The 13,960-nt window shown below is 59.4% G+C and carries 13 protein-coding genes and 1 pseudogene; 12 read left to right on the top strand and 2 right to left on the bottom strand.

Annotated elements, in window-relative coordinates; all coding sequences use genetic code 11:
- Positions 1-647: 647 nt before the first annotated feature.
- The 12 genes from ALO64_RS16820 to lipA all read left to right on the top strand — a co-directional run bounded on the left by ALO64_RS16820 (position 648) and on the right by lipA (position 12,062).
- Positions 648-1,913 (top strand): glutamate-5-semialdehyde dehydrogenase, encoded by a 1,266-nt coding sequence (locus tag ALO64_RS16820; protein ID WP_044344248.1) that lies wholly within the window; start codon positions 648-650, stop codon positions 1,911-1,913.
- Between the two features lie 22 nt (positions 1,914-1,935).
- Positions 1,936-2,595: a nicotinate-nucleotide adenylyltransferase gene (gene nadD, locus ALO64_RS16815; RefSeq protein ID WP_161794688.1), complete on the top strand. Its 660-nt coding sequence runs from the start codon at positions 1,936-1,938 to the stop codon at positions 2,593-2,595.
- A gap of 60 nt (positions 2,596-2,655) precedes the next feature.
- Positions 2,656-3,042 (top strand): ribosome silencing factor, encoded by a 387-nt coding sequence (gene rsfS, locus ALO64_RS16810; RefSeq protein ID WP_002555337.1) that lies wholly within the window; start codon positions 2,656-2,658, stop codon positions 3,040-3,042.
- Positions 3,043-3,051: 9 nt separating this feature from the next.
- Positions 3,052-3,519, top strand: a complete 468-nt coding sequence (rlmH, locus tag ALO64_RS16805) for a 23S rRNA (pseudouridine(1915)-N(3))-methyltransferase RlmH (protein ID WP_002555336.1) — start codon at positions 3,052-3,054, stop codon at positions 3,517-3,519.
- A 28-nt stretch (positions 3,520-3,547) separates the two neighbouring features.
- The gene (gene mrdA, locus ALO64_RS16800; RefSeq protein WP_044344249.1) at positions 3,548-5,443 is read left to right on the top strand and encodes a penicillin-binding protein 2; all 1,896 of its coding nucleotides are present in this window, start codon (positions 3,548-3,550) and stop codon (positions 5,441-5,443) included.
- Positions 5,444-5,474: 31 nt separating this feature from the next.
- A complete protein-coding gene (gene rodA / locus ALO64_RS16795; RefSeq protein WP_003368803.1) occupies positions 5,475-6,578 on the top strand; it encodes a rod shape-determining protein RodA in 1,104 nt (367 codons plus the stop codon).
- A gap of 17 nt (positions 6,579-6,595) precedes the next feature.
- A complete protein-coding gene (gene mltB / locus ALO64_RS16790; RefSeq protein WP_002555333.1) occupies positions 6,596-7,603 on the top strand; it encodes a lytic murein transglycosylase B in 1,008 nt (335 codons plus the stop codon).
- Positions 7,603-8,631 (top strand): septal ring lytic transglycosylase RlpA family protein, encoded by a 1,029-nt coding sequence (locus ALO64_RS16785; protein ID WP_002555332.1) that lies wholly within the window; start codon positions 7,603-7,605, stop codon positions 8,629-8,631. Before mltB ends, ALO64_RS16785 begins: the two co-directional genes overlap by 1 nt.
- 241 nt (positions 8,632-8,872) lie before the next feature.
- On the top strand, positions 8,873-10,033 hold the full coding sequence (locus ALO64_RS16780; RefSeq protein WP_002555330.1) for a D-alanyl-D-alanine carboxypeptidase family protein: 1,161 nt from the start codon (positions 8,873-8,875) through the stop codon (positions 10,031-10,033).
- Between the two features lie 97 nt (positions 10,034-10,130).
- On the top strand, positions 10,131-10,406 hold the full coding sequence (locus ALO64_RS16775; protein WP_002555329.1) for a DUF493 domain-containing protein: 276 nt from the start codon (positions 10,131-10,133) through the stop codon (positions 10,404-10,406).
- Complete coding sequence (gene lipB, locus ALO64_RS16770; RefSeq protein WP_044344250.1) at positions 10,406-11,062, top strand: lipoyl(octanoyl) transferase LipB; 657 nt, start codon at positions 10,406-10,408, stop codon at positions 11,060-11,062. The genes ALO64_RS16775 and lipB overlap by 1 nt, the downstream gene beginning before the upstream one ends.
- Positions 11,055-12,062: a lipoyl synthase gene (lipA, locus tag ALO64_RS16765; protein ID WP_002555327.1), complete on the top strand. Its 1,008-nt coding sequence runs from the start codon at positions 11,055-11,057 to the stop codon at positions 12,060-12,062. The genes lipB and lipA overlap by 8 nt, the downstream gene beginning before the upstream one ends.
- A 101-nt stretch (positions 12,063-12,163) precedes the next feature.
- Here the strand turns inward: lipA and ALO64_RS16760 are convergent, their stop codons facing one another.
- Positions 12,164-13,501: a lytic murein transglycosylase gene (locus tag ALO64_RS16760; RefSeq protein ID WP_044344251.1), complete on the bottom strand. Its 1,338-nt coding sequence runs from the start codon at positions 13,499-13,501 to the stop codon at positions 12,164-12,166.
- Between the two features lie 83 nt (positions 13,502-13,584).
- Positions 13,585-13,756: pseudogene (gene arfA / locus ALO64_RS16755) on the bottom strand (alternative ribosome rescue factor ArfA).
- Between the last annotated feature and the right edge of the window lie 204 nt (positions 13,757-13,960).

The raw sequence follows: 13,960 nt of genomic DNA, 5'->3' as shown, positions 1-13,960 counted from the left end.
TTGCAGCGCCTCCTTAGCGGCTTTGTTGTTTCTGAAAGTGACTGAGGCATGACAAACCGGTTAACCCATAAGAGCGTTTTGTGCGTGCGTCTCATTGCGACGCTGGTCGAGAGGGCGCGCAGGCTGAGCGCTCATCGTTATGCACGAGTCCTGACGAGCCCGGAAAATGGGGGTGTTCAGGCTTCTGCCCGCAGGGCGTGGGAGCGAACTTGTTCGCGAAAGCTTTATTTCGGGCGATACACCTCCTGCGGATGTCACGGCCCCTTCGCGGACAAGTCCGCTCCTACGGCTTTCGGCCAGAATCAAAAGCGGACTTGTGTATAACGATGAGGGCTGAGCGTGATAAATGGTGGCGTTCAGGCTTCTGCCCGCAGGGCGTGGGAGCGAACTTGTTCGCGAAAGCTTTATCTCGGGCGACACATCTCCTGCGGATGTCACGGCCCTTTCGCGGACAAGTCCGCTCCTATGGCTTTCGGCCAGAATCAAAAGCGGACTTTGTATGTAACGATGAGGGCTGAGGGGGATAGGCATCGGTCTGCGCAATAAATCTGCGCACTGATATCGACCATCCGCCTGTCTGCGCTGTCGTTCGTGCGGCACGACAGCTATAATCAGCCGCTTTCCTCTTTGCCAAGACCTCTGAGACCATGACTGAGTCCGTTCTTGACTACATGACCCGCCTGGGTCGCGCCGCCCGCGAAGCCTCGCGAGTGATCGGTCGTGCCAGCACTGCGCAGAAGAACCGCGCCCTGCAAGCCACTGCCGCTGCTCTGGATGAAGCGCGCGCCGAGCTGTCTGCCGCCAATGCGCTGGACCTGGCCAATGGTCAGGCCAATGGCCTTGAGCCGGCAATGCTGGAACGACTGGCCCTGACCCCCGCGCGTATCGACAGCATGATCGTCGGGTTGCGTCAGGTAGCAGATCTGGCAGACCCGGTCGGTGCGATCCGCGACATGAGCTATCGGCCTTCGGGTATTCAGGTCGGCAAGATGCGTGTGCCGCTGGGTGTTGTGGGAATCATCTACGAGTCGCGTCCGAATGTGACCATCGATGCGGCCAGTCTGTGCCTGAAGTCCGGTAACGCGACTATCCTGCGCGGCGGTTCCGAAGCCATTCATTCCAATCGTGCCATTGCCGCCTGCATCGAGCGTGGTCTGGCCGAGGCCGGGCTGCCTGCTGCTGTGGTGCAGGTGGTTGAAACCACCGACCGTGCAGCGGTTGGCGCATTGATCACCATGCCCGAGTACGTTGACGTCATCGTTCCGCGTGGCGGCAAGGGCCTGATCGAGCGGGTCAGCCGCGATGCGCGCGTGCCGGTCATCAAGCATCTGGACGGCATCTGCCATGTGTATGTCAGTGCCCACGCCGATCTGGCCAAGGCGCAGAAGATTGCCTTCAATGCCAAGACGTACCGCTACGGGATCTGCGGCGCGATGGAAACCCTGCTGGTCGATCAAACCATCGCCGCCGATTTCCTGCCCGCCATGGCCGCGCAGTTTCGCGAGAAGGGCGTCGAGTTGCGCGGTTGCGAGCGCACCCGTGACCTGATCGACGTAATTCCGGCCACCGAAGACGACTGGCACACCGAATACCTGGCTGCAATCCTGTCGATTCGCGTCGTTTCAGGGCTGGACGAAGCCATCGAGCACATCAACCATTATGGTTCGCATCACAGCGATGCCATCGTTTCCGACCATCAAAGTCAGATTCGCCGGTTCATGGCAGAGGTCGATTCCAGTTCGGTCATGGTCAATGCACCGACCAGCTTTGCGGACGGGTTCGAATACGGATTGGGTGCCGAGATCGGCATTTCTACTGATAAGCTGCACGCCCGCGGTCCAGTCGGGCTTGAAGGGTTGACCTGCGAGAAGTACATCGTGATCGGTGATGGTCAATTGCGCGGACAAGCCTGACTTGAACAACCCCACGACAGCGCTGCCCAGACGTATCGGTATGCTTGGGGGTACGTTTGACCCGGTTCATATCGGTCACTTGCGCGGTGCGCTTGAAGTGGCCGAACTGCTGGAACTCGATGAGTTGCGCCTGACGCCCAGCGCCAGGCCTCCGCATCGTGACATGCCGAGTGTCACCGCCGAGGACCGTCTGGCGATGGTTCAGAGCGCGGTTGCTGGCGTGTCGCCCTTGACGGTGGATGACCGTGAACTGAAACGGGACAAACCGTCGTATACCCTCGACACACTGGAATCGATGCGCGCCGAACTGGCGCCTCAGGACCAGCTGTTCCTGTTGCTGGGTTGGGATGCCTTTTGCGGGCTGCCAACCTGGCACAGGTGGGAAGAACTGCTGGAGCACTGCCATATCGTGGTGCTGCAACGCCCGGACGCGGACAGCGAGTCGCCGGATGCCATGCGCAATCTGCTGGCGGCACGCGCGGTCAGCGACCCCAAGGCCCTGAAAGGGCCGGGTGGACACATTACATTCGTCTGGCAGACGCCTTTATCGGTGTCTGCCACCCAGATCCGTCAACTGCTGGCCAGCGGTAAGTCGGTACGTTTTCTGGTGCCAGACGCGGTACTGGCCTATATCGATGCACGCGGACTTTACCGCGCGCCGAACACTGATGGGTCGTCCTGAAACTGCTTTGATCGATAAGCGTTTGAACGGTCCCACACATACGAGCTGAATGAGTTTTATATGACAAAGCAAAAAATGAGCAGTGAAGAAGTCATCAATGTTGCGATTGCAGCCCTTGAAGAAGTCAAGGGTGCAGACATCCTGACCATCGATGTGCGTGACAAGACCAGCATCGCTGACTACATGCTGATCTGCACCGGTACGTCCAACCGTCAGTTGAATGCACTGGTCGATAACGTCCGTGACAAGGTCAAGGCGGCCGGCCTGAAGTCCCTGAGCGAAGAAGGCAAGGGCGACAGCGACTGGGTTCTGCTGGACCTGGGCGATGTGATCGTTCACGTAATGACCGCTGCGGCACGCCAGTTCTACGACCTGGAACGCTTGTGGCAGGGCGCTGAACAAAGCCGTGCCGCCAGCGCTGCGCATCACACTCCAGGCAACGAATAAGGCCTTGATGTGCGTTTGCGTCTGATTGCTGTGGGTTCGCGCATGCCCAAGTGGGTGGAAGAAGGTTGGCACGAGTACGCCAAGCGGATGCCCTCCGAGCTTGCGCTTGAACTGGTGGAAATCCCGCTCAATACCCGGGGCAAGAACGCTGATGTTGCGCGCTTTATCCGTCAGGAAGGCGAGGCGATGCTGGCGAAAGTGCAGCCGGGCGAGCGGATTGTCACGCTTGAAGTGCATGGCAAACCGTGGAGCACCGAACAGCTGGCGGTCGAACTCGATCGCTGGCGTCTCGATGCACGCACGGTCAACCTGATGGTCGGCGGCCCCGAGGGGCTGGCACCTGAAGTCTGTGCCCGCAGTGAACAACGCTGGTCCCTGTCGCCGCTGACCCTGCCGCATCCACTGGTGCGCATTCTGATCGGCGAACAGATGTATCGCGCCTGGACAGTCCTGTCCGGGCACCCTTATCACAAGTAGCATCGTCTTTACTGTGAATACGGCCTAAATGTCTCAACCGATCCGCCTCAAAGACCACGAAAAGGACGCACGCCTGGTGCGTGGTAGGGTCGTGTTCGGTGCCGTGGCGGTGGTGTTGCTGGTGTGCGTGCTGATTGCCCGGCTGTATTACCTGCAGGTCATCCAGTACGAGTATCACTCCACGCTTTCGGAAAACAACCGCGTTCACGTTCAGCCGATTCCGCCCAGCCGTGGGCTGATCTACGATCGCAATGGCGTTGTGGTCGCCGATAACCGGCCCAGTTTCAGTCTCAGCATGACCCGTGAACGCGCAGGCGAGTGGTCCAGCGTGCTCGACACCATTGTCGAGATCCTGCAGCTCACCCCTGACGATCGCATCATCTTCGAAAAGCGCATGAGGCAGGGGCGTCGGCCGTTCGAGCCGGTGCCCATCCTGTTCGAGCTGAGCGAAGAGCAGATCGCCCTGATTGCGGTCAACCAGTTCCGCCTGCCAGGTGTCGAAGTGGTTGCGCAACTGGTCAGGCATTACCCGCAAGGGCCGCATTTTGCTCACTCGGTCGGTTACATGGGGCGGATCAACGAAAAAGAGCTCAAGAGCCTCGACCCGATCAATTACAGCGGCACGCACCATATCGGCAAGACCGGTATCGAGCGATTTTACGAACCCGATCTGCATGGTCAGGTCGGCTACGAAGAGGTCGAGACCAACGCCCGTGGCCGCGTGCTGCGCGTGCTCAAACGCACCGACCCGATCCCTGGAAAGGACATCGTTCTTAGCCTGGACATCAACCTTCAGGAAGCTGCCGAGGCCGCATTGGGTGGGCGTCGTGGCGCGGTAGTCGCGCTGGACCCTGCCACCGGAGAAGTGCTGGCGATGGTCAGCGCGCCCAGTTTCGATCCGAATCTGTTTGTCACCGGCATCAGCTTCAAGGCCTACGCCGAGCTACGCGATTCAATAGACCGGCCGCTGTTCAACCGCATTCTGCGCGGCCTTTACCCGCCCGGTTCGACCATCAAGCCTGCCGTGGCGATTGCCGGGCTGGACGCCGGTGCAGTAACGCCCGGCTCAAGAGTGTTCGACCCTGGCTATTACCAACTGCCCAATTACGATCACAAGTACCGTAACTGGAACCGCACCGGTGATGGCTGGGTGGATCTGGATACCGCGATCATGCGTTCCAATGACACGTACTTCTACGATCTGGCGCACAAACTGGGCATAGATCGGCTTTCCACCTACATGAACAAGTTCGGCATCGGGCAGAAAGTGTCGCTGGATATGTTCGAGGAGTCCCCCGGTCTGATGCCGTCCCGTGAATGGAAGCGTGCGACCCGTCGCCAGGCCTGGTTCCCTGGCGAAACCCTGATTCTCGGCATTGGGCAGGGCTACATGCAGGCAACGCCGTTGCAACTGGCCCAGGCGACCGCACTGGTGGCCAACAAGGGTGTGTGGAACCGTCCGCATCTGGCCAGAACCATCGAAGGCAAGGCGCCTGTGGATGAAAACCCGATGCCGAACATCGTGCTGCGCGACCCGGCCAACTGGGGGCGAGTCAACCACGGCATGCAGGAAGTGATGCATGGCGCGCGTGGTACGGCGCGCAAGGCTGCCATCGGTGCGCAATACCGGATCGCCGGCAAAAGCGGTACGGCTCAGGTAGTCGCCATCAAGCAGGGCGAGAAATACGACCGTACCAAGGTTCAGGAGCGTCACCGTGACCATGCCCTGTTTGTCGGTTTTGCACCGGCCGACAATCCAAAAATCGTTGTTGCAGTGATGGTCGAGAACGGCGAGTCCGGTTCCGGCGTTGCTGCACCCGTTGTGCGGCAGGTGATGGACGCCTGGCTGCTCGACGAAAACGGCCATCTCAAGCCTGAGTATGCCGGTTCCCTGAATCTGGAGGCTGCGGCCCGTGAAGAGTAATTTCGACCGCATCCTGTCCAGCGAAGACGTGATGCGTCGCCGTGCCACTTTTTTGCAGCGCATTCATATCGATGGCCCGTTGTTGATCCTGTTGCTGACCCTTGCGGCTGGCAGCCTGTTCGTCCTGTATTCGGCCAGCGGCAAGAACTGGGACCTGCTCATCAAGCAGGCCAGCTCGTTTGGTATCGGTCTGGTGGCGATGGTGGTGATCGCCCAGTTGGAGCCGCGCTTCATGGCGCGCTGGGTGCCGGTACTGTATGTCATCGGCGTCCTGCTGCTGGTAGTGGTGGATGTCATGGGTCACAACGCCATGGGCGCGACGCGCTGGATCAACATTCCCGGGGTGATCCGCTTCCAGCCTTCGGAGTTTCTCAAGATCATCATGCCGGCGACCATCGCCTGGTACCTGTCCAAGCGCACGCTGCCCCCGCATTTGAAGCATGTGGCGGTCAGTCTCGCCCTGGTCGGTGTGCCGTTCATTCTGATCGTGCGCCAGCCTGACCTGGGCACCTCGCTGCTGATTCTGGCGTCCGGGGCCTTCGTGCTGTTCATGGCCGGCCTGCGCTGGCGCTGGATTATCAGTGTGCTGGCGGCCGCTGTGCCTGCTGCAGTGGCCATGTGGTTCTTCTTCATGCACGACTACCAGAAACAGCGCGTGCTGACCTTTCTCGACCCGGAAAGCGATCCGCTGGGCACCGGCTGGAACATCATTCAGTCAAAGGCAGCCATTGGTTCGGGCGGTGTTTTCGGCAAAGGCTGGCTGCTGGGCACTCAGTCGCACCTGGACTTTCTGCCGGAAAGCCACACCGACTTCATCATCGCGGTACTGGGTGAAGAGTTCGGTCTGGTGGGAATCTGTGCGCTGCTGATCATCTATATGCTGCTGATCGGCCGTGGGCTTGTGATCACGGCACAGGCGCAGACATTATTCGGCAAACTGCTGGCCGGAGCGTTGACCATGACGTTTTTTGTTTACGTTTTCGTCAACATCGGTATGGTCAGTGGCCTGCTGCCAGTGGTGGGGGTGCCATTGCCCTTCATTAGCTACGGCGGAACTTCGCTGGTGACCCTACTGTCAGCGTTTGGGGTTTTGATGTCGATCCATACACACCGTAAATGGATTGCTCAAGTTTGATTAAGGTGAACTATTCAATGCAAGCAATGCGTAACTGGGCTCGATATGCTCCGGTGGTCGGTCTGGTAGGCATCCTTGGATCGGTGCAAGAGGCGCTGGCCGGCGACTATGAGGGTTCGCCCCAGGTAGCGGAATTCGTCGGTGAGCTGACCCGCGATCACGGTTTTGCCGGTGAGCAGTTGATGAGCCTGTTTCGTGAGGTGGAGCGCAAGCAGGCCATTCTCGATGCCATTTCCCGCCCGGCCGAACGGGTCAAGCAGTGGAAAGAGTATCGGCCGATGTTCATCACCGATACGCGCATCGCCCGCGGTGTCGATTTCTGGCGTCAGCACGAGGCCGCATTGGCCCGCGCCGAGCAGGAATATGGTGTACCGGCGCAGATCATCGTTTCGATCATTGGCGTGGAAACCTTTTTCGGCCGCAACACCGGCAATTACCGGGTGATCGATGCATTGTCGACGCTCGGTTTCGATTACCCGCCACGCGCACAGTTCTTCCGCAAGGAATTGCGTGAGTTTCTGCTGCTGGCTCGCGAACAACAGGTTGACCCCTTGACTCTCAAAGGCTCGTACGCCGGAGCAATGGGCCTGCCGCAGTTCATGCCGAGCAGTTTCCGCGCCTATGCAGTGGATTTCGACGGCGACGGCCATATCAACATCTGGACCGACCCGGACGATGCCATCGGCAGCGTTGCCAGTTATTTCAAGCGTCATGGCTGGGTAGCCGGTCAGCCGGTAGTCAGCCGCGCGACCGCACGTGGCGACCGGGTTGACGAAGGGTTGAGCCCTGCGCTTGATCCGGTAATGTCGGTCGGGGAGTTGCGACAGCTGGGCTGGGCGAGTCATGATGCGCTGCGCGACGATATGCCGGTAACGGCGTTCCGTCTTGAAGGCGACAATGGTCCTGAATACTGGCTGGGTTTGAACAATTTTTATGCTATCACCCGTTATAACCGCAGTGTGATGTACGCCATGGCCGTGTATCAGCTGTCTGAATCGTTGGTTCAAGCTCGAGGCGTCAAGTAATGCGGGCATTGCCGATTCTGCAAACATTCAAACTTCTGGCGCTGACCGGCCTGGCAGTGCTGGTTGCCAGTTGCTCGTCGCCGTCACGCACAACCTCGTCGCAGTCGCCAAAAGGCGGTGCCGCTGTGCGCTCGATGCCGGGGCTGGACATTAACCGTGCCCACAAGGACGGCGCGCCGTGGTGGGACGTGGATGTCTCGCGCATCCCCGATGCAACGCCGACCCTGCATACCGGTGCCTACAAGGCGAACCCGTATACGGTGCTGGGCAAGACCTATTTCCCGATGAGCGATTCAAAGCGTTACGTCGCTTCGGGCACCGCTTCCTGGTATGGCACCAAGTTTCATGGCCAGAACACCGCCAACGGCGAGGTGTATGACCTGTATGGCATGAGCGCCGCGCACAAGACCCTGCCGCTGCCCAGCTATGTCAAAGTGACCAACCTGGACAACAACCGCACGGTGATTCTGCGCGTCAACGATCGCGGGCCATTCTATTCGGACCGCATTATCGACTTGTCCTACGCCGCCGCCAAAAAGCTGGGCTATGCCGAAACCGGCACCGCCCGGGTCAAGGTCGAAGGTATCGACCCGCAGGAATGGTGGGCCCAACGTGGCCGTCCTGCACCGCTGATGCTCAATCAGCCGCAAGTGATGGCTCAGGCCACGCCGCCCGCGCTGTCGACATCGACCGGAACCGTCGAGCAATACACGCCGCCACCGCAGCAACATGCCGCACCTGTCGTGCCGTTGCAGGTTGACGCAAAAAAAAACGCTTCAGGACAAGCCGCTGGGCTGTTTCTCCAGGTGGGGGCCTTCGCCAACCCGGACGCTGCGGAGCTCCTGAGGTCGAAACTGAGCGGGATGGTTCGAGCGCCGGTGTTCGTCAGCTCGATAGCTCGCAATCAGCAAACGCTCTATCGGGTCCGGATGGGACCGATCGACACGCCGGGTGAAGCCCAGCAACTGCAAAACAGCGTCAGGTCGGCCAATCTGGGTCAGCCAAGCGTAGTGACATCGGATCAATAAGTTTTTCGACAATCGTTTTCCAGCAACAACGGAGGACGATATGCAGTCGCAGGCAGCGCAGCTTTGCCATCAGGGCCAGCGTTGCAGGTAACTGCCCACAAGGTCGTGTGTCGAACAGGCGACTTTGTCAGCCAGGGTTACAGCCTGGCGCCACGAGCCGTACCGAGGCGTTTTCGCCTCGCCGGTCTGTTCAGTTTTGCCCGCAAGGGCATGTTTGCCCATTAGGATTCTCGAGAGACGGATGAACATCACCACCTTTGCAAAACGTTTGTGCCTGCTTGTTCCACTGATTATCACCCCGACCGTCTGGGCGGCAGAGCAGATGACGCCTGCTGCGCCGCAACTGGCAGCCAAGTCCTACGTACTGATGGATGCCACCAGCGGCAACGTTCTGGTCGAGAACAACGGTGATCAGCGTCTGGCACCTGCCAGTCTGACCAAGCTGATGACTGCCTACATCGCGACCCTGGAAATTCGTCGCGGCCAGATCGGCGAGAACGATCCGGTGACCATCAGTGAAAATGCCTGGCGCACAGGCGGTTCGCGGATGTTCATCAAGGTGGGCAGCCAGGTGACGGTCAGCGACCTGCTGCACGGCATCATTATTCAATCGGGTAACGACGCCAGCGTCGCGATCTCCGAGCACATTGCCGGCAGCGAAGATGCATTTGCCGACATGATGAACAAGACCGCCGGCGATCTGGGCATGACCAACAGCCACTTCATGAACCCGACCGGTCTGCCGAACCCCGAGCACTACTCGTCGGCTCACGACATGGCGATCCTGGCGCGTGCAATCATTCACGAAGACCCGGCTCACTATGCGATCTACTCGCAGAAAGAGTTCTTCTGGAACGGCATCAAGCAGCCTAACCGCAACCTGCTGCTGTGGCGCGACAAGACCGTTGACGGTCTGAAGACCGGCCACACCGACGAGGCCGGCTACTGCATGGTGTCTTCGGCTGTACGTGATGGCATGCGTCTGATCGCAGTAGTGTTCGGCACCAACAGCGAGCAGGCCCGCGCGGCTGAAACCCAGAAGCTGCTGACCTATGGCTTCCGTTTCTTCGAAACCCAGAACTTCTATCAGAAGGGCACCGAGCTGGCTCAGGCAACCGTCTGGAAAGGCACTGAGCGTCAGGTCAAGGCCGGTCTGGCTGAAGATCTGAGCATGACCATGCCAAAAGGCGACATGAAGAAGCTGTCCGCCAGTATGACCATGAACCCGCAACTGGTTGCGCCAATCGCCAAGGGCGACGTGATCGGTAAGGTCGAGGTCAAGAAAGACGATCAGGTGGTTCATACCGCTAACCTGATTGCGCTTGATGCAGTTGAGGAAGGTGGCATTTTCCGCCGCGTGTGGGATAGCATCCGCCTGTTCTTCTACGGCTTGTTCAACTGACCCTCCAGTAACTACTGCCGACCTTCTCGCGGCCTGCTCATGATCNNTCTGAGCGGGCCGCGTGTCCGTCGTCACGGCTTGTGAGACCTTTACTGCCATGACTGATACCGACATCAAGTCGCACAAAATCGAATTCCCCTGCGATGACTATCCGATCAAGGTGATCGGTGACACCAGCGTGGGCTTTACTGCTGCTGTTATGGAAGTCCTGCACAAGTACGCTCAGGTCGACCTCAAGACACTCGCCGAGCGTCAGAGCAGCAACGGCAAATACACCACCGTCCAGTTGCACATCGTCGCTACAGGCGAAGATCAATTGCGCGATATCAATAGTGCCCTTCGCGCTACGGGTTTCGTGCACATGGTGCTCTGATGACGGTTGCGCTGGGTTTTCGTGATCTGGGCCTGATCGATTACGAAACCGCCTGGCACGCTATGCAGCGCTTTACCGATGGGCGTGGCCGCGAGGCTGCCGATGAGGTCTGGCTGGTCCAGCACCCCCCGGTTTTCACCCAGGGACAGTCCGGCAAGGCCGAACATTTGCTGCTGCCGGGCAATATTCCTGTCGTACAGGTCGATCGTGGCGGCCAAGTGACTTATCATGGCCCGGGCCAACTGGTGGCTTACCTGATGCTGGACGTCAGGCGCCTTGGTTTCGGTGTTCGCGATCTGGTAACACGGATCGAGAATACCCTTATCGCCTTGCTCGCCGACTACGACGTCAAGGCAGCCGCCAAGGCCGATGCACCGGGTGTATACGTCGACGGCGCGAAAATCGCGTCGCTCGGTCTGCGCATTCGCAACGGCTGCTCGTTTCATGGTCTGGCGTTGAACGTCGACATGGACCTGGGGCCGTTCCGCCGCATCAACCCTTGCGGATACGCCGGGTTGGCCATGACCCAACTGAGCGATCAGGCAGGGCAGATAGAATTTTCCGAGGTAAGTGCCCGACTGCGTGCGCAGCTCGTCAAACACCTCGACTACGCTGAGCAGGCGACCCTTACGGGCGGAATAAACCATTATGACTGACACCGTGCAAACCCTGATCCCGACGCTGGATGTTTCCGAGCGAGTGGCCCGTCCGAAAGTCGAAGCGGGCGTTAAGCTTCGCGGAGCGGAAAAGGTTGCGCGCATCCCGGTCAAGATCATTCCAACGGTAGATCTGCCGAAGAAACCCGACTGGATTCGTGTGCGCATCCCGGTTTCTCCGGAAGTCGACCGTATCAAGCAATTGCTGCGCAAGCACAAGCTGCACAGTGTCTGTGAAGAGGCGTCCTGCCCGAACCTGGGCGAATGCTTCTCCGGTGGCACCGCAACGTTCATGATCATGGGCGACATCTGCACCCGTCGCTGCCCATTCTGCGACGTGGGCCATGGTCGTCCGAAGCCGCTCGACGTCAACGAACCGAAGAGCCTTGCCATCGCAATTGCCGACCTGCGTCTGAAGTACGTAGTGATTACCTCGGTAGACCGCGATGACTTGCGTGACGGTGGTGCTCAGCACTTTGCCGACTGCATTCGCGAAATCCGCCTCCTGTCGCCGGGCGTACAGCTCGAAACACTGGTGCCCGACTACCGTGGCCGGATGGACGTGGCGCTGGAAATCACCGCTGCCGAGCCACCGGATGTGTTCAACCACAATCTGGAAACCGTGCCGCGTCTGTACAAGGCTGCGCGTCCGGGTTCGGACTACCAGTGGTCGTTGACCCTGTTGCAGCGCTTCAAACAGATGGTCCCGCATGTACCGACCAAATCCGGGCTTATGCTGGGCCTGGGCGAGACCGACGAAGAGGTTATCGAAGTCATGCAGCGCATGCGCGAGCACGACATCGACATGCTGACGCTGGGTCAGTACCTGCAGCCATCGCGCAACCACCTGCCGGTGCAGCGCTTTGTGCACCCGGACACTTTCGCCTGGTTCGCCGAGGAAGGTTACAAGATGGGCTTCAAGAACGTCGCATCCGGGCCGCTGGTACGCTCTTCGTATCATGCCGACGAGCAAGCCAAGATCGCCAAGGCAATGCTCTGACAGCACGCCGCAAAAACAAGAAGGGCCAGGTAGCGATACCGNNNNTATCGTGCCAACGCTCCGCGTGGGCATGCCGTTCTGGACGCTCTGCGTCCTCCCGATTATTGCCCCAAAGGCTTGCGCAGGGCCTCCAGCAATTCATGCGTCGGGTAACCATCTGCCGGCCAGCCGAATGACTGCTGCGCGCTACGAATGGCCTTGCGCGTATTGGCACCGATAATGCCGTCTGGTGCGCCTGCGTCATATTGACGTGCCGAGAGCAGGGTTTGCAGTTCAATGCGTTCAGAGCGGCTCAGCGGAGTGTCCCCGCGTGGCCATGCACCTACTACGTACCCGGCCCCTTTGAACCGGTCAGAAAGCAGGCTGATCGCCAGTGCGTACGAGGTGGAGTTGTTGTACTTGAGAATGGCTCGGAAGTTATCCAGCACCAGAAAGGCTGGCCCGCGATAACCGGCTGGCAACAACAAGGCGGCTTGCTGCTGGCTGGCTGCGACTGGAATCGCCGAGCCGTCCGGCTGTTTCAGGCCCAGTTGTTGCCATTCAGCGAGGCTCTTGCGAGTGGTCGAATCTGCCAGCGAGTAATCAAACCCGGAGCCGAGTACCACTTCAAAGCCCCAGGGCTGACCGCGTTGCCAGCCAGAGCTTTGCAGGTAATGCGCAGTGGAGGCCAGGGCATCGGCGGGAGTGTTCCAGATGTCACGGCGGCTATCGCCGTCAAAGTCGACGGCATGAGTGTTATAGGTGGTCGGGATGAACTGGGTCTGGCCCATCGCACCGGCCCACGAACCCAGCATCTTGTCCGGTGTGATGTCGCCATGCTGGATGATTTCCAGCGCGGCCAGCAACTGGCTCTGTGCAAAACCGGGACGGCGACCTTCATAGGCCAGCGTAGCCAGCGAGCGAATGACGGATTGCGTGCCCTGGAACGACCCGAAATTACTTTCCATGCCCCATACCGCGACCAGCGCCTGACGATCCACACCATACTGCTGCTCGATCTTCTGCAGATCGTCAGCGTACTGCGAAAGCAGCGCCTGCCCCTTGCGCACGCGTGCGGCGGAGATGGCACCGTCCAGATATTCCCAGATCGGACGGGTGAACTCAGGCTGGCTGCGGTCGGCCTTGACCACGCTCATGTCGGGAGTGACACCGGCGAATGCCTGATCGAATACATCCGCCTGGATACCTGCCTTTAACGCCTGAACACGAAAACCGGCCTGCCATTCGCTGAAGCTGACGGCGGGTTGAATCGTGAGGCTGTCATCAACGACCAGCGCAGGCGTAGGGGCTACGGCAGGAGCGTTTGTCTGTGCTTTGCTGGATTGAAGAGGCGTGGCATCGGCTGCAGTGGGTTTTTCTGCGCAGGCTACCAAGGCAACAAGGCTGGAGGCAGCGATGAGTTGGCGCAGCTGCGGGCGATGGGTAAAACGAGAAGGCATGCTTGAGTCCAAGGGTATTACCGTTAGGTGCAGACCATAACACGGCTAAGCGGTTGAAAGCGCCCCGGAGATGTTGCTCGATATCAGGCCGCCATAAAGCAGGAAGCCTCCCAGCTTTTAGACTGGTAGACTGGTAGACTGGAAGGCTTCGCGGCGGTAGCTGCCTTTGCCCTTGGCGGGTTGTTCCTGACGACTGCGGAACAATGGCTGGGCGATGATGGATTTGGCCTTGTTCGGCCGCTTTGGCTTGCTCATGGCGGGGTGCTCCTGATGGGTGTTGTAAAGCGATGCAAATAATCGGGCAGAACGGCGCTTGTGTCTAATAGTCGTGTGCTATGACGCGGGAGGCGGACTTGAATGCAATACCTGTGGGAGCGAGCTTGCTCACGAAGGGGGCGGTGCAGGCTGCTCGCTTTATCGTGCCGGCGCTCCGCGTCGACATGCAGTTCGTGACGCTCT

It is taken from the genome of Pseudomonas meliae, from assembly GCF_001400515.1.
GTDB lineage: Bacteria > Pseudomonadota > Gammaproteobacteria > Pseudomonadales > Pseudomonadaceae > Aquipseudomonas > Aquipseudomonas amygdali.
This window is presented reverse-complemented; position numbering and strand designations above follow the sequence as displayed.

What these genes read in the sequence shown, in the direction of transcription:
- mltB (WP_002555333.1), top strand. Translation starts at nt 6,596, where the DNA reads ATGCAAGCAATGCGTAACTGGGCTCGATATGCTCCGGTGGTCGGTCTG.
- ALO64_RS16775 (WP_002555329.1), top strand. Translation starts at nt 10,131, where the DNA reads ATGACTGATACCGACATCAAGTCGCACAAAATCGAATTCCCCTGCGAT.
- ALO64_RS16820 (WP_044344248.1), top strand. Translation starts at nt 648, where the DNA reads ATGACTGAGTCCGTTCTTGACTACATGACCCGCCTGGGTCGCGCCGCC.
- rsfS (WP_002555337.1), top strand. Translation starts at nt 2,656, where the DNA reads ATGACAAAGCAAAAAATGAGCAGTGAAGAAGTCATCAATGTTGCGATT.
- lipB (WP_044344250.1), top strand. Translation starts at nt 10,406, where the DNA reads ATGACGGTTGCGCTGGGTTTTCGTGATCTGGGCCTGATCGATTACGAA.
- ALO64_RS16785 (WP_002555332.1), top strand. Translation starts at nt 7,603, where the DNA reads ATGCGGGCATTGCCGATTCTGCAAACATTCAAACTTCTGGCGCTGACC.
- ALO64_RS16760 (WP_044344251.1), bottom strand. Translation starts at nt 13,501, where the DNA reads ATGCCTTCTCGTTTTACCCATCGCCCGCAGCTGCGCCAACTCATCGCT.
- lipA (WP_002555327.1), top strand. Translation starts at nt 11,055, where the DNA reads ATGACTGACACCGTGCAAACCCTGATCCCGACGCTGGATGTTTCCGAG.
- mrdA (WP_044344249.1), top strand. Translation starts at nt 3,548, where the DNA reads ATGTCTCAACCGATCCGCCTCAAAGACCACGAAAAGGACGCACGCCTG.
- ALO64_RS16780 (WP_002555330.1), top strand. Translation starts at nt 8,873, where the DNA reads ATGAACATCACCACCTTTGCAAAACGTTTGTGCCTGCTTGTTCCACTG.
- rodA (WP_003368803.1), top strand. Translation starts at nt 5,475, where the DNA reads ATGCGTCGCCGTGCCACTTTTTTGCAGCGCATTCATATCGATGGCCCG.